This is a genomic window from Megalodesulfovibrio paquesii (genome assembly GCF_054653055.1).
In genome coordinates, this window is record NZ_BAAIGQ010000006.1 from 497,010 (window position 1) to 514,921 (window position 17,912).

At 63.3% G+C, this 17,912-nt stretch carries 17 protein-coding genes and 2 tRNA genes; 11 read left to right on the top strand and 8 right to left on the bottom strand.

All coding sequences use genetic code 11. The features are described from left to right. Positions 1–56: 56 nt before the first annotated feature. A complete protein-coding gene (gene moaA, locus ACYQ00_RS15115) occupies positions 57–1,115 on the top strand; it encodes a GTP 3',8-cyclase MoaA (RefSeq protein ID WP_460032931.1) in 1,059 nt (352 codons plus the stop codon). Positions 1,116–1,273: 158 nt separating this feature from the next. On the opposite strand, the gene ACYQ00_RS15120 is transcribed toward moaA, so the two are convergent. Beyond that, positions 1,274–2,479 carry a TOBE domain-containing protein gene (locus tag ACYQ00_RS15120; RefSeq protein WP_460032932.1) on the bottom strand — a complete coding sequence of 402 codons (1,206 nt, stop codon included), beginning with the start codon at positions 2,477–2,479 and terminating at the stop codon, positions 1,274–1,276. A gap of 68 nt (positions 2,480–2,547) precedes the next feature. Continuing rightward, entirely contained in the window at positions 2,548–2,862 is a 315-nt protein-coding gene (locus tag ACYQ00_RS15125) for a hypothetical protein (RefSeq protein WP_460032933.1), read from the bottom strand. Positions 2,863–2,983: 121 nt separating this feature from the next. Between ACYQ00_RS15125 and ACYQ00_RS15130 the strand changes: the two genes are divergently transcribed. Continuing rightward, positions 2,984–3,829: a transposase gene (locus ACYQ00_RS15130; RefSeq protein ID WP_460032934.1), complete on the top strand. Its 846-nt coding sequence runs from the start codon at positions 2,984–2,986 to the stop codon at positions 3,827–3,829. Positions 3,830–4,041: 212 nt separating this feature from the next. Here the strand turns inward: ACYQ00_RS15130 and cobT are convergent, their stop codons facing one another. Genes cobT through ACYQ00_RS15150 form a run of 4 tightly spaced genes read right to left on the bottom strand, consistent with a single transcriptional unit; the run spans position 4,042 to position 6,842 of the window. Then, entirely contained in the window at positions 4,042–5,121 is a 1,080-nt protein-coding gene (cobT, locus tag ACYQ00_RS15135; protein ID WP_460032935.1) for a nicotinate-nucleotide--dimethylbenzimidazole phosphoribosyltransferase, read from the bottom strand. A gap of 6 nt (positions 5,122–5,127) precedes the next feature. Then, complete coding sequence (locus tag ACYQ00_RS15140) at positions 5,128–5,730, bottom strand: peroxiredoxin (protein ID WP_460032936.1); 603 nt, start codon at positions 5,728–5,730, stop codon at positions 5,128–5,130. A gap of 9 nt (positions 5,731–5,739) precedes the next feature. Further along, positions 5,740–6,324 (bottom strand): peroxiredoxin family protein, encoded by a 585-nt coding sequence (locus tag ACYQ00_RS15145; protein WP_460032937.1) that lies wholly within the window; start codon positions 6,322–6,324, stop codon positions 5,740–5,742. Then, the gene (locus ACYQ00_RS15150; protein WP_460032938.1) at positions 6,321–6,842 is read right to left on the bottom strand and encodes a universal stress protein; all 522 of its coding nucleotides are present in this window, start codon (positions 6,840–6,842) and stop codon (positions 6,321–6,323) included. Before ACYQ00_RS15150 ends, ACYQ00_RS15145 begins: the two co-directional genes overlap by 4 nt. 255 nt (positions 6,843–7,097) lie before the next feature. Between ACYQ00_RS15150 and ACYQ00_RS15155 the strand changes: the two genes are divergently transcribed. From ACYQ00_RS15155 to ACYQ00_RS15185, 7 genes are all read left to right on the top strand, one after another. After that, a tRNA-Val gene (locus ACYQ00_RS15155) sits at positions 7,098–7,173 on the top strand. 17 nt (positions 7,174–7,190) lie between these two features. Further along, positions 7,191–7,267: transfer RNA gene (locus ACYQ00_RS15160), tRNA-Asp, on the top strand. A gap of 260 nt (positions 7,268–7,527) precedes the next feature. Further along, on the top strand, positions 7,528–8,550 hold the full coding sequence (locus ACYQ00_RS15165; protein ID WP_460032939.1) for an AI-2E family transporter: 1,023 nt from the start codon (positions 7,528–7,530) through the stop codon (positions 8,548–8,550). 120 nt (positions 8,551–8,670) lie between these two features. Continuing rightward, positions 8,671–10,071, top strand: coding sequence for a sensor histidine kinase (locus ACYQ00_RS15170; RefSeq protein WP_460032940.1), 1,401 nt, complete (start codon positions 8,671–8,673; stop codon positions 10,069–10,071). Beyond that, positions 10,068–11,306 (top strand): response regulator, encoded by a 1,239-nt coding sequence (locus tag ACYQ00_RS15175; RefSeq protein WP_460032941.1) that lies wholly within the window; start codon positions 10,068–10,070, stop codon positions 11,304–11,306. Before ACYQ00_RS15170 ends, ACYQ00_RS15175 begins: the two co-directional genes overlap by 4 nt. 10 nt (positions 11,307–11,316) lie before the next feature. After that, the gene (locus ACYQ00_RS15180) at positions 11,317–13,311 is read left to right on the top strand and encodes an HDOD domain-containing protein (RefSeq protein WP_460032942.1); all 1,995 of its coding nucleotides are present in this window, start codon (positions 11,317–11,319) and stop codon (positions 13,309–13,311) included. Beyond that, the gene (locus ACYQ00_RS15185; protein ID WP_460032943.1) at positions 13,301–14,425 is read left to right on the top strand and encodes an HD domain-containing phosphohydrolase; all 1,125 of its coding nucleotides are present in this window, start codon (positions 13,301–13,303) and stop codon (positions 14,423–14,425) included. Before ACYQ00_RS15180 ends, ACYQ00_RS15185 begins: the two co-directional genes overlap by 11 nt. 3 nt (positions 14,426–14,428) lie before the next feature. On the opposite strand, the gene ACYQ00_RS15190 is transcribed toward ACYQ00_RS15185, so the two are convergent. Then, entirely contained in the window at positions 14,429–15,442 is a 1,014-nt protein-coding gene (locus ACYQ00_RS15190; RefSeq protein WP_460032944.1) for a glycosyltransferase family 2 protein, read from the bottom strand. A 45-nt stretch (positions 15,443–15,487) separates the two neighbouring features. Further along, positions 15,488–16,327, bottom strand: a complete 840-nt coding sequence (locus ACYQ00_RS15195; RefSeq protein WP_460032945.1) for a carbohydrate deacetylase — start codon at positions 16,325–16,327, stop codon at positions 15,488–15,490. Between the two features lie 146 nt (positions 16,328–16,473). Between ACYQ00_RS15195 and ACYQ00_RS15200 the strand changes: the two genes are divergently transcribed. Next, complete coding sequence (locus ACYQ00_RS15200; protein ID WP_460032946.1) at positions 16,474–16,926, top strand: MarR family winged helix-turn-helix transcriptional regulator; 453 nt, start codon at positions 16,474–16,476, stop codon at positions 16,924–16,926. A gap of 12 nt (positions 16,927–16,938) precedes the next feature. Next, the gene (locus ACYQ00_RS15205) at positions 16,939–17,778 is read left to right on the top strand and encodes a DUF169 domain-containing protein (protein ID WP_460032947.1); all 840 of its coding nucleotides are present in this window, start codon (positions 16,939–16,941) and stop codon (positions 17,776–17,778) included. Positions 17,779–17,912 lie beyond the last annotated feature (134 nt).

Genomic DNA, 17,912 nt, shown 5'->3' on the forward strand with positions numbered 1-17,912 from the left:
GGAGGACTAGGCTCTCTTTGCGGCATGCGGGGAAAACTGGAGGAGCTGTTGCCGCTTTGACCACATTGCCAAATACTGCCACCCCTCAAGGGACGCCGCTGCAGAGCCGGCTGGTGGACGATCATGGCCGCTCCATCAATTATTTGCGGCTCTCCCTTACAGACCGGTGCAACTTCCGCTGCAAGTACTGCCGAGGCGGCCCTGTGGCGCCACTCATTCCCCATGAGGATGTGCTGCGCTATGAAGAATTGCTGGAACTCATCAGCATTGTCTCCGAACTTGGCGTGCGCAAGATCCGCCTGACCGGGGGCGAACCACTCTTGCGGCGGGACTTCGTCTGGTTTCTGGACGCCATCCGCATCCGCTCGGCGCAATTGGGAGCGCCCCTGGATGTGCGCATCACCACCAATGGTTCCCGCCTGGCCCGCATGGCCGACGATCTGGCCCGGCTGGGGGTCAAATGGGTCAATGTTTCCCTGGACTCGTTGAATCCGCAGACGTTTCGCGACATCACCGGTGTGGATTGCCTGGAGGAGGTCCGACGCGGGATAGACGCCTGCCTGGAACGCGGCATCCGCATCAAGATTAATGCCGTGGCCATGGCGGGTACCAGTGAGGCTGAATTGCCGGGCTTCATCGACTTTGCCAAGGCCACGGGCAGCGAAGTCCGCTTTATTGAGTTCATGCCCATGGGCGAGAACTCCCAGTGGAGCGAGGCCAATTACCTGCCCTCCCGCGTGCTGCTGGACCAGGCCAGGGAGCTTGTCACTCTCACGGCCCTGGACCGCGTGGATGCCGGTGGCGGCCCGGCCAAGGTGTTCCAGATAGACAACGGTCCCGCCCGCCTGGGCTTCATCTCGCCCATGTCCAGCCACTTCTGCGGCAGCTGCAACCGCTTGCGCATCACCAGCGACGGCCGGCTGCGGACCTGCCTCTTTTCGGACAAGGAATACCGCCTGCGTCCGGCCCTGCGGCACCCCCGCCTGGGCCTGCCCGTCGTCAAACGGATCATCGAACTGGCCCAGCGATCCAAACCCCTGGGATACGAGATCCTCCAGGCTCGTCAGATGCTCCAGAGCGTGGCCCGAAAGCAGATGAGCGCCATTGGAGGATAGGCACAGGCCAACCTGATTGTCCTGGCCCTGACAGTCCTGGCCCTGATTCCCCTGACAAGGCTCGGCCGGGCTGGCGCGTTATTGCAACGCCCAGCCCGGCCGAAATTGTTTGAAAAGGGGGAGCCGGCCTCCCAGGCCCCGCCGCCTGCGTGTTGCCCTTACGCCGGCTCTTCCAGGCTCAGGATGACGCTGAAGGCCTTGATCAGGGCGCAGATGGGGTCGCCCACCTTCATCTCCAGGGCATGGACGCTTTCGTCCGTCACCAGGGAGGTGACCACGGTGCCGTCGCTGAGGGTCACCGCCACTTCCGCGGCGATTTCGCCCACGTTCACGGCGGTGATGGTGCCGCAAAACACGTTGCGGGCGCTGGTGCGGGGCTGGTCATCCTGTCGCAACAGCACGACCCAGGGCGCCTTGACCAGGGCGGTCATGTGTTTACCGGGCTCCACGCGCAGGTGGCCGGCGCTTTCGTTGGTGATGACCGAAACAATCTTCAGACCGGATTCCGTGGTCAGTTCCACTTCCGTGAGCAACGTTCCGGAACGGATGGCGCTGACGACGCCGGGAAAGGCGTTACGGGCGCTGGTTTTCATGACGGTGGCGCTTTTGATGGTTTGTTCGATAAGCTCTGCGGCGGCGCGGTCGTTGAAGGCCACGTACTGCGCGGTGAGCGTGATATCCTTGTGCCCCAGGATGGACTGCACCAGAGGCAGGGGCAGGCCGCTGCGCAGGAGTTCCACCGCCCGGGAATGGCGGATGGTCTGCGGATTGAGGGAGCCCTTGGGCAGGCCGGTGGTCACAGCCATGGAAAGGAACTGCTTGCGTACATAGCCCTGATCCAGATGCAGGATTTCCCCGCGCAGGCTGGCCATGAGGGGGTCATCAAAAAGCCGGGCCAGTTCTTCCGCCACTTCCTTGGGCAGCGGGGCTTCCCGCTTCCGGGTCCCGCGAACATAGACCACGCTTTGCACCGGGTCCAAGTCCCTGCGGTCGTCCATGGCCAGCACCTCGCCCAGCTTCATGCCCGAGTGGCGCAGGACAAGATAGGCGGCCAGCATGCGGCTGCGGGAACGACGCTGCAGCGGCGTGCGGGAGGCGTCCCGCCATTGGCGGAAGGCCTCGGCCAGAGCGTCCATTTCCCGGGTGGTCAGGTGCGAAATGCCCTCGGGCACAATAAAGGCGCGGGCCGGACATGCCCGGCGGCGGGTGGCCAGGGGAATGCCCGTCCGGTGCTGCAGTTCGGACTCCACCTGCGCTTGCAAAATCTGCAGTTCGTCCATGGTAAGCTGCCGCAGATTTATGGAAACAGGCAGGCGTGTGGCAGTCTGCGCCTCGGGGCTGGAAGAGTCGAGCATCGTATGCATGCCCGAAACATATATCCCGCCTGAGAACAAGGCAATTCAATCCTGATAAGTTGCAAAATCGTGAGTGTTCAGGCGTCAGGGGGAGGCGGGAAGCTCTTTTTGTAGACAAAAACGGCCAGTCGCCAGAAGCCGATGAACACCACGTTCATGACCAGATAGTTCGAGAAGTCAATGTGCTTGCGCGCGGCCAGAAACAACAGCAGCGGCTGCAAGGCCAGCACGCCCAGCAGCAACGTGCGCAGGGTGCTGGGTGTTTTCCAAAAAGTCAAAAAGGCCGCGAGGGTGCGTCGGAAAAGGAAGCTGGCTTGCGAAGGACGGGCAGGCGGGGTGGGGTTGGTATGCACGCAATGATCCTTGCCGGGAAAGGTGAATGGCAGTGCCATACCAAAGCCTGCACCAGGCGGCAATGCGCCGGGTTGCTCCTGGCTTGCCAAGGGGGGCGCTTCATGTCAGGGTGATGGCCGAAAAATCGACACAATATTTTGCAGCGGAATCGTGCGGCACATGAATCTTAAGGACTACGAATTATTAATTAAAAATGAAACCTCAGCCAGGAAATGGCTGTTGGGATTCTGCTGGAAAAACCATCAGCGCTACTGTCCGCGTTGTCGTTCCCGCACGCTGTACAAGCTGGCCGAGGGGCGACGGCGCTGCGGGCGCTGCCGGTACACGTTTCATGACTTTTCAGGGCGTTACATAAACCGGGGCGGGTTGTCGGCCGACGACTGGCTGCGGCTGCTCAAGCTGCTGGAGCTGGAGGTGCCGGTCCAGCTGATGGCCGAGCAGCTGGGCATGGCCGAGGCCACGGTAGCCAAGGCTGTGACCACGGTGCGGGCGGCCATTGTGGCCGGCAGCCTGGATGCGCCGGCCTGCATTGAGGCCGGCTGGGCCACTCCCTGGGAGGAGCCGGCCCAGACGCCGGTATTTGGCATTGTGGAGCACGGGGGCATGGCGTTTGTGGATTTGCTGCCCGAGCTGGCCGTGGAGTCGCTCATGCATTTCAAGTCCAGCTTCCGGCTGCGGACCAAGGCGGTGGGCGGCATGGTTTATACGGATCGCTACCGCCAGTACACCGCCCTGGCCACCTGCGCCCAGGAGCTGACCCATGGTTTTATCAAGCATACAGACCGCGGGTTGGCCCTGGATAAGGGCTCGACCTTCTGGCGTTTTGCCCGGCCCCGGCTCCTGGCCCGGCAGGGCGTGTCTGAAAAGAGTTTTCCCCTGCTCATCAAGGAACTGGAATTCCGGTTCAATCATCGTCAGGAGGACCTGCTGACCCTCCTGGCCCAGCGGGTCTGCGCCCTGGTGCCGAACCCCGCGGGGACCGGCGCCGCGCTGCCTGCTTCTTGATACGTTTCTGCAAGCATATCGCCCGTCCGCCCACGGAAACGTATGGTTTTCATCGTCCCGGGGTGAAAGGCCGTGCTGCCAGCCGGTTGCGGGGCTCTATGCGTGAAAGCCAGAAGCGTCCTGTCCGCTTCTGGCTTTCTGATGTATGGGGGGGCCTCAACATGCATGGGCGCATTGCGCCTGCGCTCGCGCCGGGGCACCGGGTGGGCGGATCAGTTCGTCGCCTCGCTGACCCCGGCACTTTCAAAGGTGGCCATGTCGTTGATTACGGCTGCTGCCGCACGGAGCACCTGGCAGCTGAGCACGGCGCCGGTACCTTCGCCCAGCCGCATGCCCAGGTGCAGAATGGGCGAGGCCTGCAGGCGCTGCATGATGGCCTGATGGCCCGGTTCGGCCGAAGCGTGGGCAAAGATGGAGTATTCCCGTACCAGGGGCTGGAAGGTCTGGGCTGCCACATAGGCCGCAGTGGAAATGAACCCGTCCACCACCACCAGCATGCCACAGGCTGCGCCACCAAGCACCAGACCGGCCATGCCGGCAATTTCATACCCGCCCAGGGCCGAGAGGATGCCCAGGGGTGAACCGGTGCGCACCACCTCGGCATGCACGGCCAGGGCCTTGCTGACCACGTCCACCTTCTTGGCGATGGCCGCCGGGGTGAGCCCCGTGCCAGGCCCGACGATGGCCGCCGGTTCCAGCCCCAGATAGGCTGCGAACAGGGCCGAGGCGGCTGTGGTGTTGCCGATGCCCATCTCTCCCAGGCACAGAGTGCGCACGCCGGCGGTGGCCGCGTCCCGGGCCAGAGCGATACCCACTTCCAGCGCCTGGCGGCACTGGGCGTCGGACATGGCCGGGCCTTCCAGGAAATTGGCGGTGCCGGGGGCGACCTTGCGCTGGACCAGGGTCGGATGCGCGGGGAATTCACCACCCGCACAGCCGACATCCACCACCTGCAAATCCACTCCGGCCGCGCGGCACAGGGCGTTCACCCCGGCGCCTCCATTGACGAAATTCAGGACCATCTGCCGGGTCACAGCCTGGGGGAAGAGCGAGACGCCCGGCCCGTCCGGGCCGGCCACGCCGTGATCCCCGGCCATGACGATGCAGCGCACCGGATCCACTTGCACGGGCAATTGCCCGCGTTGCAGGGTAAAGAGCAGGGCGCCCAGCTCTTCCAGCCGGCCGAGGCTGCCCTGGGGTTTGGTCAGGCTGTCCAGTCTGGCCTGGGCCAGGGGACGAAACGAGGCGTCCGGCGCGATGATGCCGGCCAGGGTGTCATCCAACATGCTCATTTCTGCTTATTCCTTTAACGATTCCATGGCCTTGACGAGAACTTCCAGGTCCGGCCGGGTGTTGATGTCGTGGACATCCATGTAGCGGATGACACCCTTGGTGTCGATGAGGAAGGTGGCCCGTTCGCTGACACCGTCGGAACGCAGGATGCCGTATTTGCTTGCCACGGCGCCGTGGGGCCAGAAGTCCGAGAGTACGGGGAACCACAGGCCGGGCATTTCCCGCGTCCAGGCGTGGAGAGTGGGCAGATTGTCCACGGTGATGCCCAGCAGGATGGTGTTGTGCGTCTCGAAGAGGTCCTGGGTCAGGCAATAGCCGGGCCACTGGTCGGAGCAGACCGGGGTCCAGGCAGCCGGAACGAAGGAGAGCATGACATGATGCCGGCCGCGATACTGGGAAAGGGTGATGCGTTCGCCGGTTATGGAAGGCAGGGTAAAATCCGGTGCCTCGTCGCCCACCTTGAGGGTGGTGTGGCTGTCGCGGGCGGGAAGCGGGCCGGGGTTATAAATCTGTGTACTGTTCACATGGGCCTGGGCCGGAATCGGCAGCAGGAGCAGGCAGAGGCAGCTGAGGGCAAGCAACAGACGCTTGGGGCGCATGGGGCGCATGGGGACTCCTTATCTGAGTGCAGGCAGGCCGGCACGCCGCAGCAGCAGGGCCAGGAAGTCGTCGGGATTCTCGAAGGTTCCCTCTTGTTCGTACAAGACCTTCCAGCCGGCGGCATCCTTGGCGCAGAACACGTAATAGGGCGTGCCCACGGAACCGACGGCAGTGTAGCTTTTCAGCTCCTTGTCTGGAACCAGGGGGAACGAAAGGGCGAATTTTTCGCGGAATATATTGACTTCAAAGGGAGAATTGCCAATCCCGACGCCGAGGATGGTGATTTTTTTGTCCAGCCCGTGTTTGACTATGGTGGCGTGCAGGGTGTTCATCTGCGGCGCCTCACGCTGGCAGTGCGGGCAGTACATTGAGAAGAGCTGCAGAAGCAAAAAGGGCGTGCCGATACGCTCCAGGGCGAAGGGCTGGTCCTGTGGGACGCCCAGGGTGGCGGCGTCCTTGGCCGTGAGGGGGCCGGGAAGGATGAGGGAGGGCAGCGTTTCTCCCGCAATGGCCTGGGCCTGCGCCGGCGCAGGGCTGGCCAGGCTGCAGACCAGGACCACAACCACAGGCAGGAAGCGAAAAGCGTGGCAGATGGCGTTCATGCAGTCTCCGTCTGAGAGTCGTTCGGGTCTTGTGGCGGATACGGCCGCACGGTGAGTACGGGGATGGGCGAGGTCTTGACGATCCTGTCCGCCACAGAGCCGAAGACCACGCGCTTGAGGCCGGAATAGCCGTGCGTGCCCATGATAATCATCTCTGCCTTGATTTCCTTGGCTATATCAAGAATGATGTCGGCAGGATATCCAATTTCCACGCGCATGGTCACGTCCATGTCGGCGAACAGCCGGGCTTTCAGGAGTTCCATGTTCCGGAGCGCTCCCTCATGCACGGTCTTGGCAAAGCGGGAAATGTCCTCGCGGCGCACATCCAGGGCGGCAAAGCGCAACATGGGACGTGAGACGTGCAAGAGCACCAGCCGCGCACCAAGGGCGCGGGCCATCTGTTTGGCATACGCGGCCACCCGCGGCGTGGCCTCGGAAAAGTCCACCGGACACAGGATCACCGCCGGGCCGGATGCCGGCTGGGCAGTGGGTGCGGGAAAAAGCTGACGCTGGGGCATGCGGACTCCAAAGGGCAGCAGCGCGGCTGCAAACGTCGGGGCACCTCCGCAACCCAAGGGACAGCCGGCCGGGCCTGAGGGTGCCGATCTGGCTCCCAGCGTACCGCATGGGGCCACGGGATGAAAGCTGTTTTGGGCTGCAGAAAAAAAATGCAGGGTCGGCTCAAAAAATTGTTGACGGTCAGGTCGATTCTGCGTAGACACGATTTCTCGACACGGGGGCGCTCACTCACTCCGACAGGGTGCAGCGCACGTGGGCGGGTAGCTCAGCTGGGAGAGCATCGGCCTTACAAGCCGAGGGTCACAGGTTCGAGCCCTGTTCCGCCTACCACTTGTGTGTGACAATGCGGAGCCGTAGTTAAGTTGGTTATAACGCCGGCCTGTCACGTCGGAGGGCGCGAGTTCAAGTCTCGTCGGCTCCGCCACTGATTCTAGCAAGCAGCGTGGCTGCTTGAGGACGCCCCGAAGGACTCAGTCCTTCGGGGCTTTTCCTTTGCGCGTGGCTGAAGCACCCTTGCCGGGCGCTCCCCAGGCACTGTTGCTGCAGTGCGGGCTGCAGGTTCCCAACATGGTGGCGCATGCTGCGCCATTCCGGTGCGCTCCCGGTATTGCAACGGGGGGCATTTGTTTTTCTACAGCGCGAGGGCCGCGCGCAGGCGACGACCACGCGCAGCGAGGCGTTTGTATGGTCGCATCTCTTCCCCGGCCGTTGTCTCCATTCGTCATCGCTGCCTGGAGTATCATCGGCAGCCTGCTGTTATTGCTCTTCCCCCTGCATCTCATCTCGGTCCTGCTCTCGGCGTTGTTTGTGCATGAGCTGGTGCGCATGCTCGCCTCGTTGCTGCACATTCCCCGCATCAATGACAAGCGGGCCCGGCTCATTGTTGTGGCCGTGCTGGCGGCCATCATTGTGACGTTGCTGGGACTGCTGATCTGGTGGTCGTCCTTTTTGCTGCAGAAATATTCCGGGGATATCCCGCTGCTGCTGAAAAAGATGGCCGAGGTGCTGGAGCTGGCCCGCTCCCGGCTCCCCGGCTGGGCCCTGGAGCGTTTTCCGGCAAACACGGACGAGTTGTACAAAGGTCTGCTGGACATGCTGCGCGAGCATGCCATGCTGCTGCAGACTGCCGGCAAGGGCGTGGGGTTGGCCATTGTGCACAGTATCATCGGGCTTGTGCTCGGAGCCATAGTCTCCTTGTCCAACATCAACAGTACCTCCAGTCAGCGACCCCTGGCTGCGGCATTGCAGGAGCGCACGGCCCGTCTGGCGGATGCCTTCCGCTCTGTGGTCTTTGCCCAACTCCGGATTTCCGCCATCAATACACTGCTTACGGCTCTGTATCTGCTGGCGGGGTTGCCCCTCATGGGCGTGAATCTGCCTTTCACGGCCACCATGGTCGCCATCACGTTTCTGGCCGGGTTGTTGCCGGTCATCGGGAACATCATTTCGAATACGGTGATTGTTGTCGTGAGCCTGAGTGTGTCCGTGTATGTGGCCGCCGGCTCGCTGATCTTTCTGGTGGTCATTCACAAGCTGGAGTATTTCCTGAATGCCCGTATCGTGGGCACGCAGATTCAGGCGCAGATTTGGGAACTGCTGGTGGCCATGCTGCTCATGGAGGCCGCCTTTGGTGTGCCGGGGCTCATCGCCGCACCCATCTATTACGCTTACGTCAAACGCGAACTCGCGGATTGCGGACTCATATAAAGGGTACTTTTTCCTTGACCGGGGAAGAGGGAATTTCTACCGTCTCAGCAAAAGGGGGGCCCCTCGCCGCTGGCGGTGGGCTGTGTACATCAACGGCATGGGCAGGTGAGGCAGGCGCACATGGATGCAGCACACAAGCCTGAGGGCAGGATGACGCAGGGCTCCGTATTGTTCGAGGAGCCGGGCACGCAGGTGGGGGTGGAGGCGGAATCGTCTTCGGATCTGGATCCGAATATTGAACTGGCGCAAAGCGGTGAGTGCATGTCCATGGAGGCGCGACAGGCGTTTCTGGAAAATATTCTGGAGCAGGTGGGGGCTGGGATTCTGGTGTTCGACCCCGAAGAGGGCCGGACCATCGATGCCAACAATCGCGCCCTGGCCATGCTCAATGTAAGGCGCGACACATTGCAAAGCCTGCCCTGCCTGGATTCCGGCCTGGTGTTCAAGGCCAGCAACCGGCAGGAAAACGTCATCTGTCCGGACGTGTACGCCCCCGAGGGACTTGAAGAAGGCTTGCTCATGGGACGTGATAATGTGGTCACGCCCGTGTCCCGAAAATTGTTCCGCACCGTGCTGGAAGGCAAGGAACTCCTGGTCCAGGCTTTCATCGACATCACGGAACAGAAAAAGCTCGAACGCCAACTCGGCATGGCCCAGCGGCTGGAATCCGTGGGGCTGTTGGCCGCAGGTGTGGCGCACGAGATCAACACGCCCATCCAGTACATCAGCGACTCCGTGGCCTTCCTCAAAAGCGCCATCAACGACCTGCAGGAGCTGCTGGCCGCCTACGAGGTGCTGGAAAGCCAGCTGCCGGACACCCCCCAGGTGTATCAGGCCCTGACGCTGGTTCGCGAGTTCAAGGATGATGTGGATGTGGAATTCCTGAAAACCGAACTCCCCCGCGCCTGCGATCGGGCGTTGGACGGGGTGCAGCGTGTCAGCCGCATCGTCCTGGCCATGAAAAACTTCTCCCACGTGGGCGGGGAGGAGATGAAGCCTGTGGACCTGAACAAGGCCCTGGAAAACACCCTGGTGGTGGCCAAGAACGAGTGGAAGTACGTGGCCCAGGTGGAAACCTCCTTTGATGAGGAACTGCCGCTGGTCCTTTGCCTGCCCGGGGACATGAATCAGGTCTTTCTGAATATGGTAGTCAACGCGGCCCACGCCATTCAAAGCCATCAGGAAAAGGAAAAAGCCGGCGACACGGCCGGAAACGGGGTCCGGGGGCGCATCCGCGTGGCCACGGCCCGCGATGGCGACTACGCCCTGGTTCACATCCAGGACAATGGCTGCGGCATCAAGGCCGAGCATATCACCCGCATTTTCGATCCCTTCTTCACCACCAAGGAGGTAGGCAAAGGCACGGGCCAGGGCCTGGCCATTGCCCACGATATCGTGGTCAACAAACACCACGGCACCATCCTTGTGGACTCCCAGCCCGGCAAGGGCACCCTCTTTACCATCCGTCTGCCATTTCTCCAGCCCGAGCAGACAGGCTCCGCCTCCGGAGACTCCGCATGACCCGCCGGACAGTGCTGTTCGTGGACGACGATTCCGGCGTGCTGGCCGGCATGCGCTTGACCATGCACAGCCTGCGCAAGGAGTGGAGTGCCCTGTACGCCACGGACGCACAAGCCGCCCTCGCCCTGCTGGAGCAACAGGCCGTGGATGTGGTGGTCACGGACATCCGCATGCCCGGCATGGACGGTGTTGCCTTTTTGCGGCTGGTGCAGGAGCGGTTTCCGGGTACCGTGCGCATCATTCTTTCCGGCTATTCCGAATATGAGTCCAACCTGCAGTCCGTAAAGCCGGCGCATCAGTTTCTGCCCAAGCCCTGCAATCCGGGCATGCTCAAAGAGGCGCTGCGCCGTGCGGCCCGGCTGGGCGAACTGCTGCAACGCAAGGAAGTCCGACGCATCCTGCTGGCCGTGGACTCCCTGGAAACCCTCTCCTCCGTGCTGGTGGAACTGAACCGCGAACTGGCCAAGCCGGAACCCTCGCTAACCAGGATCGGCAAGCTGGTGGAGCAGGATCCGGCCATGACGGCAACCTTGCTCAGGGTGGTCAACTCCGCGTTTTTCGGGCTGTTCAAGCACATCACCAGCCCCTCGCAGGCCGTGACCTACCTGGGCACCGAGACGCTGCGCGCGCTGGTGCTGGGCATTCACCTGTTCACCCTCACCCCGGAGGCCTCGCCCCTGGCCGGCATCATCCGCCCCCTCTGGCGGCATGGGCTGCAGGTGGGGCAATATGCCAAGACCATTGCCCTGGCCGAGGGAGCGGACCAGCAGCTGGCGGGCATCTGTTTTGTGGCCGGGCTGCTGCATGATATCGGCAAGGTAATTTTTGCCAGCCAGTTCATGGAAATGTATACAGAAGTGCTGCGCATGCAGGTGGAGGAGGGCTGCTCCTGCTCCCGGGCGGAACGGGCCATTATTGGCGTGGACCATGCCGAGGCCGGGGGCTGTCTGCTGGGTGTGTGGGGCTTGCCGGTGGAGATCTTCACGGCCGTGCAGTGGCATCACCGGCTGGAAGCGGAAATGGAAGTCCTGCAGGCAAGCGAAGGCGTGCCTCCGCCAGGGTTCTCGCCAGCCCTGGCCGTGCATGTGGCCAACTATATGGACATGGTCATCGAAGGCGTGCTGCCGGAAAAGGGACCCGTGGCCCGGGAGTTTCTCGACGTGCAGGGCCTGGCTGAACGGGGGCTGTTGCTTCGGCTCTCCACCTGGCGAACCCGCTGCGAAAAACCTCAGTAAGGGGCGCGTGATGGGGGCCACCAAACCGAAAGTCCTGTTTGTGGATGATGAGCCGCACATCCTGGCCTCTTTTCAAGTGTCGTTGCGCAAGCTGTATGCCGTGAGCGTGGCGGCCACGCCGGAGGAAGGGCTCAGGCGGCTCAAGGCGGACGGACCTTTTCCGGTGGTGGTTTCGGATCTGCGCATGCCGGGAATGACTGGCATTGAGTTCCTGTCTGCAGTGCAGGCCGCCTCGCCGGAAAGCATACGCATCATGCTCACGGGCTACGCCGATGTGGAAGCCGCCATCGCCGCGGTGAACAAGGGGCATGTCTTTCGCTTCCTGACCAAACCATGCCCGCAGGAAATCCTGCAACAGGCGCTGGCAGATGCCCTTGACCAGCATGCCCTGGAACAGGCCGAGCGTGATCTGCTCAAAGGCGCCCTGCGGGGCAGTGTGAAGCTGCTCACAGATGTGCTGGCCATGATCCAGCCTGCGGCCTTCGGGCGCGGGGAACGGATCACCCGGCTGGCGGTTCAGCTGGGTGAGAAGCTGGGGCTTGGTGCTTCCGTGCATCTGGAACTTGCGGCCATGCTCTGCCAGCTGGGATGCGTGGCCTTGGAAGAACCGCTGCTGCTCAAACTGGATTTGGGCCAGGAGCTGACGCCTGAAGAAAAGCAGGACTTCACCGGCCATGCGGGGATCGGGGCCATGCTCCTGAAAAGTATCCCGCGCATGGGCAAGGTGGCCGAGATCATCCGCCAGCAGTTTACCCCGTTCCAGCAGGATCCCCCACCGCTCCTGGAAGCCAGGGTGCTCTCGGTGTGCCAGGAGTACGAACGTCTGCTGCACCGCCGGCTGACCAGGGCCCAGGCGCTGGAGCGCATGCGCGGGCGGGAGGGGCATTACGACCCGGCCGTGCTGCAGGCCCTGGAGGCCTGCGATACCACCCTGGAAGATTCCATACGCCGCACGGACGAAGAGCGCTCGGCCATGGCCAGCATTCCGGACGTGATCCGGGAGGCGGCCAAATCCACCTCCATCCTGGGGCAGATCATGCAGCGCGAAGAGGTGCGCCGCCTGCTACTGGGCATGGAGCACCTGCATGCGCCACCGTCCCTGCTGCTGGAGCTGAACCGGGAGCTCAATCTGCCGGAGCCCTCGCTGGTTCGGGTGGGGCAGCTGGTGCTGCGCTCGCCGAACATGGCGCAGTCGCTGCTGCGGGTGGTCAATTCGCCGGGGTTCAATCTGCTCAAACCCATTACGGACATGCTCCAGGCCGTGGCCTATCTGGGCACGGAAACCATGCGCGGGCTGGTGGTGGGGGTGCATCTGTTCTCCCTGATTCCGGAAAGCTCGCCCCTGGCGTGGTTGTCCCGGCCCATCTGGCGCCACAGCCTGCAGACGGCGCATTTTGCCCGCTGCATCGCCCTGCAGGAGGGCGCGGAGCTGGAGTTTGCGGGATTATGCTTTGTGGGCGGATTGCTGCACGATATTGGCAAGGTTCTCTTTATCTGCCAGCATCCTGAAGCCTATCAGGGCGTGCTGCACAGCATGCGCGAGGAGGGCCGGCCGGAACTGGCCGCGGAAACCCTGCGCCTGGGCGCACACCATGGCGAGGCCGGCGCGGCCCTGCTGGGGGTCTGGGGCCTGCCCGAAGACGTGCTGCGCGCCGTGCTCAACCATCATTCCCCGGCCATGGACTTGTCCATGCCGCTGTGCGAGCCTTCCCAGCCCCGGGGTGAGGAGACACTCATCTCGCCGGTGGGGGAGGCCGCCGCACCGCCCCCCCAGTTCATCCATTGCCGGGAGACATCCTCCGGCCTGCCGGCATCACTGATTATCCACGTGGCCAACTGGATGGATCACGTCATGGCCGGTTCCCTGCACACCAGCCTGCCACGCGCCGGGCGTGCGCTGGATAGGGTATCTTTGCAACACCTTGGGCTCGACGAACGACTTGACACGTGGCGGACCAGCTGCGAACTGAGTGAGGAAGAGAGGGCTCCAGGCCATGAAGCATAAGATTCTGTTTGTGGATGACGAGGTCAACATCCTTGAGTCATTCAAAGTGTCCTTGCGAAAGCTCTACGCCGTCACCGTGGCTGTGGGCCCGGAGGAAGGGCTCAAAGCCTTGAAGGAAGACGGCCCTTTTGCCGTGGTGGTCTCGGATTTGAAAATGCCCGGCATGGACGGCATCCAGTTTCTGGCCAAGGTCGGCGAGCGCTCGCCCGACTCGGTGCGGATCATGCTCACGGGCTATGCCGATTTGAATGCCGCCATCGCCGCGGTAAACAAGGGGCACATCTTTCGGTTTCTGACCAAACCCTGCCCCCAGGACGAACTGCAGACCACCCTGGAAGCCGCCACCCGGCAGTACGCCCTCATCATGGCCGAAAAGGAGCTGCTCAAGGGCACGGTGCGCGGGTCCATCAAGATTCTGACGGATGTGCTTTCCCTGGTCAAACCGCTGGCCTTCGGGCGCGGGGAACGGGTCAAGCGGCTGGCTGTGTATCTGGGGGAAAAGCTCCAGCTGCGCAACATGCTGCACCTGGAACTGGCCGCCATGCTCTGCCAGCTGGGCTGTGTCTCCTTGCCGGACGGCATTCTGGAAAAGATCGACGCCGGGGCGCCCCTGAGTCCCGAAGAGCAGGACGCCTACTCCCAGCATCCTGAAGTGGCCGCGCGGCTGTTGATGCACATTCCGCGCATGGGCCGGGTGGCGGAGATCATCCGCCAGCTGCACTCCACCCTTTCGGAAACGCCGGAAATGCTCCTGGAGGCGCGGCTGCTTAAGGTGTGTCTGGATTACGATGCCCTGGTGCAACAGCGGCTGAACAAAGTCCAGGCCCTGGAGCGCATGCGGGCCGCGCATGGCGTGTATGATGCCAGCATGCTGGACATGCTGGCCGGTGGTGAGGCCCAGGACGAGGCCTACCTGCGCCGCGAGGTGCCCCTGAACGAACTGGCAGTGGGCATGATTCTGGACGAGGCCCTGCATTCCCAGGACGGCGCGCACGTCATGCCCAAGGGGGCGGAACTGACCGAAACCGCCCTGGCCAGACTGCACAACTTCATGCGTTCCAAGCAATTGCCGGAAAACGTGCTGACCCTGGTGCCGCGGGAAAAGCTCGCCTAGGCCCTAGCGCGAAGTGCCATTGAGGGGAAGTCCTTCGCGGGGCTCCCCTCTCGTGCAATCGTCGAAACCGGCCCGGCGTTCCACCAGAAACACGGGGCGGGCCTTGAGTTCCTCATAGATCCGGCCCACGTACTCGCCGATGATGCCCAGGCTGATCATGATGCTGGACCCGATGATGAGCAGGGTCATGATCAGCGTCATGAAGCCGCTCACGGCCCGGTCGTGCAGCCAGCTCCAGATTGCCTCCACGGCCACGCCAAAGCCCAGCAGCAGGGTGAGCGCACCCAGAAAGGTCACAATGCGCAGGGGCAGGGTGGAAAAGCTCACCAGCGCCGTGGTGGCCAGGTTCATCAGCGCCCTGAAGCTGAAACGGCTGCGGCCATCCAGCCGTTCCGCCACCACAAAGCCCACGGTTTCCTGCCGGAAGCCCACCCAGCTGGCCAGCCCGCGATAGAGGCGGTTGCGCTCGTGCATGCGGGTGGTCAGCACCTGGACGACTTCCCGGTCCAGGAGCTTGTAGTCCGAGCAGTTGGAACAGTTGAAGCCGCCCAGCCGGGTCAGCAGCATGTTGAACACATAGGCCCGGAAACGTTGGGAAGGACTGTCCGTGTGGCGATCTTCCTTGACCCCATGCACCACCTTGGCGCCAGCCCGCCAGTGGGCCACAAACTGAGGAATGAGTTCCGGCGGGTGTTGCAGGTCGGCATCCATGGTGATCACGGCCCGGCCCGAGGCGGCGCTCAACCCGGCCAACAGGGCGGCCTCCTTGCCAAAGTTGCGGGACAGGGAAAGCGCCTTGAGCTGCGGAAACCCCTCGCGCAGCGCGGCCGCAGCCTCAAATGTCCCGTCCGAGGACCCATCGTCCACCACGATGATTTCATACGAAGAAACAGCCTGCTCCAGAATGGCCGCAAGAGTGGCCACGGCCCGGCCTATCCCTTTGGATTCGTTGTGCGCAGGCAGGACGATGGACAGTTCCGGTGAGGCGGGCATAGCGCCCGGGGCGGTCATAGGCATGGCGCACTCCGAGAAAGCGGACGTTGGTGGAGTCGGGTCAAATTCTTACAGATCGCGGAAGCGGACAAGCCGCACGCCCTGCCGGGCCAGCAGACTGGGCAAGGCCGGGTCGCACAGCACGGCGCGTTCGCCCTCCCAGTCGTGAAACATTCGCAGTCTGGGATCCGCCATTTCGGCGGGGTTGTCCCGCCCCGGGTGGCACATGTATTCCGCCACGCTGCCGGCAGGGGCGCGCGCCAGCTGGGCCAGCGCCCGTTCCAGGGTGGCCAGGGTCATGTGACCGCTGCACTCCCCGCCAAACATGGGCGGCGAGGGTCGCCCCCCTGGGGCCCGGCGGTGGCCCAGGGCGCGAAGCCGGCAGGCGGCATGCATCCAGCGCAGCACGCGGGCCTTGCCCGGACCCGCCCCCGGACGGCGGACATATGGCAGGGCGTAACGTCTGGCAAGGCCCAGCGCCAGGGGCCACAACGGTGGCAGCAGATGCACGTGCTCGTGCCCGTTGAGAAAACAGGGAGCCAGGCCGGCATCCAGGCAGCGCGTGACCTGCAGCGTCCATTCCTCGCGCACGGCCCGCACCGTGAGGCGGCGCATGACCAGATCGCGCACAAGTCGGCCTTTGCCCGGGAAGCCCTCCGGATACAGGTTCCGCAGGGCAGGGGAGAGAGGGTGGCCGTAAGTCAGGGTCAGATGCACCCCCGCATCCGCCTGCCCCGCCGCAACGCGCGCAACCAGGGCCGGAGCCGTGGCCTCAAACGCCGGACCGCAGGGCATGATGCCGGTGGCCGTGACAGTCCCGGCATCGATACACTCCAAAATGCCTTGGGAAACAGCCTGGAAATGGCCGAAATCGTCAGCATTGATGATCAGTCCGCGCAGGTGGTGCATGCCGGAAGGCTAGCGCGACTGGGCGGTTCCGTCAATCGACCAGCAGCCCGGCCCGGCTTGACGGGAGAGTCCTGACGCGCTATTTACATAGCATGCTATGTAAACCGTCCGAGCCGTTCCGTCTCGACTGTTCGCTGGGGTATCTGATGAACCTGACTGCGCGCCGGTTCGAGCAGACCTTGCGAAAGCGAATCGCGCCGCACGGCGTGCAGCCGGCCCAGTTCGGCGCCCTGGTGGTTCTCCGGGAAGAGGGGCCCCTCTCCCAGACGGCCCTGAGCGAGCGCCTGTCCATCGAGCAACCCACCATGGCCAACACCCTCAGCCGGATGGAGCGCGACGGGCTGGTGCAGCGCCAGTGCAGCGAGGCAGACCGGCGCGTCACGCTCTTCAGGCTGACGCCCAAGGCCGTGGCCCTGTTGCCCGTGCTGGAAGAAACTGCCGCGGCCGTGAATGCGGAGGCCCTGGAGGCATTGAACGAGGCGGAGCGAACGATGCTCTTTGCCGCGCTCAAACACCTGATTCGCCGTCTGGAGCCACAGGACGTGAGTCACCCGGAACCGGTTGCGCAGCCCGCCGACCACTGCTGCGACCTGCAATAAGGAGGAGACGTGATGGATGCCACCGCTGTTCAGGCCTTCTGCCAGGCCCTGGGGTATGACGAGGAACCCTTCGGGTTTCATTACACCAGCACGCCGCCGCCCCAGGCGCTCATGGCCCCCTCCTGCGCCCTGCCCAGCCATGCGGACGAACAGCAGGGCAAAGTGGACTGGGAGGCCATCAACAAGAACTTTTCCTGCGTCATCAAATACATCTGGCGGGCGCGGGTGCAGGGCGGTGCGGCGGCGCTTTCCCGCGAGCGCTACGGCTGCCTGGGCGGGGCCTTCTTTCTGGGCTACAACAAGCCGCAGCTGGAGGGCATCGTGCATTACGTGTCCTCGGGTATTCCCGGGTTCATGGAAGGCGAGCACTATGTGGAATCCCCGCAACGCTGCCGGGAGTTCTTTCATGAGCAGGTGGATCCCCTCCCGGCCACGGGCAGTCATGCGGTCTTCAAGCCGCTTTCGCAGTTCACTGTCGAAGAACCGCCCTTGCTGGTGCAGTTTTTCGCCAGGCCGGAAGTGCTGAGCGGCCTGCATCAGCTGGCCATGTTCATCACCTCCGACCCCCATGCCGTGGCCACGCCGTTTGGCGCGGGTTGCACCAATCTCGTCTCCTGGCCCTTGCGGTTTTTGGCCGCAGGCACGCCGCGCGCCGTGCTGGGAGGGTGGGATCCTTCGGCCCGGCCCTGGTTCAAGCCGGATGAGCTTTCCTTCAGTCTGCCCCTGGCCATGTTCGAAACCATGCTGTCCCGCTGGGAGGAGAGCTTTCTCACCAAACATGCCTGGAAGACGGTGCTGAAAAAGATTGCCAAAAGCCGCCGGACCTGGGGCGAAGCCAGCGCCACAGCCTGACTTCGCCACGAGTCGGCCTGTTATTGGGCCAGACACCACGGCAGTTGCGCAAATCCCGCAAGACGCGATATGGAATATGACGGTGGTCGGAGTGTCCGGTCACCGTCACTTGTTACGTCTGAGGGGAGGGCGGC